General features: G+C 60.6%; 1 protein-coding gene. It reads left to right on the forward strand.

The window, feature by feature from the left end; genetic code table 11:
* Positions 1 to 1,153, forward strand: a 1,153-nt coding sequence (locus EOD07_RS35175; protein WP_245470615.1) for an ISAs1 family transposase, incomplete at its 5' end; no start/stop codon positions are given.
* Positions 1,154 to 1,161 lie beyond the last annotated feature (8 nt).

Here is a 1,161-nt window from a genome sequence, read left to right on the forward strand (position 1 = left end):
GGGCAGGGGAATCGCATATGGCTTTTTAGGACTTGAAGTTGGCCTGAGAAGGGATTCTTTGGGCAGGCAGTCGAATGAAGGAGAGACTGCCATTTCCAGCCTTGAGAGCTATTTTGGCGCGCTGCCTGACCCGCGCGCTGGCAACGCCACGCACCGGCTTGGAGATCTGATCGTGATGATGATCGCGGCGAGCCTTTGTGGAGCAAGCAATGCGACGGAGTTTTCGCTGTTCGCGCAAGAGCGCAAACAGGCACTGTCACGACTGATCGAGTACGAGGTAGCGCCCAGCCATGACACCTTCTCGCGGCTGTTGCGGCTGCTTGATCCGGAGGCGTTCGGGCGAGCCTTCGCGGCCTTTGCGGCGGGCTTTGCGCGCGCCTGTGAGGAGGTCGTCTCCCTCGACGGCAAAGCGCTGCGGCGGGCCTATGAGAAAGGGCTTGCTGCCAGTCCGCCGCTGACGGTGTCGGCCTTCGCCGCCGAGACGCGGCTATGCTTGGCAGCGGTATCGCCCGGCACTGCCGAGAACGAGGTCGAGGCGGCCCTTAAAGTCGTTGAACTCATTGATCTCGCTGGCAGAATGGTTACAGCCGACGCACTCCACTGCCACAAGCGCATGGCCGAAACCATTACCGAACGCGGCGGCGCTTATCTGCTAGCGCTCAAAGGAAACCGCCGCTTTTGGGTTGCTCGTGCCAAGCAGCAACTGGCCGAGACCACTCCCGCCGTCGCAGAGCGGAGCGAAACCAACCATGGCCGCGAGGAATGGCGCCAGGCGGAGGTCGTAACCGCGGCCGAGCCGCTGATGCCTGGCCATAAAGCCTTCATCCGCATCACCAGCCGACGCGATCAGGCCAAACCGGTGCCCCGTTTGTTCATGGCCTCGATATTGCTATCGCCGCAGCAGGCGCTCGACCTAACAAGAGCTCACTGGCAGATTGAGAACGGGCTCCACTGGATGCTCGATGTTCACCTCAACGAGGACAAATCCCGTGCCCGCAAGGACAACGCTCCGGCTAACACAGCATTGCTCACTCGCATTGCCAGAAACATCCTCCAGGCGGCTGACATCGACAAAGTCCCTGTCAGCCACCGCATCAAGAAATGTGCCTGGAACGATGATTATCTCATCCAGGCCATAACCCATATGCGATAGCCCTGCCC

It is taken from the genome of Mesorhizobium sp. M2C.T.Ca.TU.002.02.1.1, assembly GCF_003997225.1.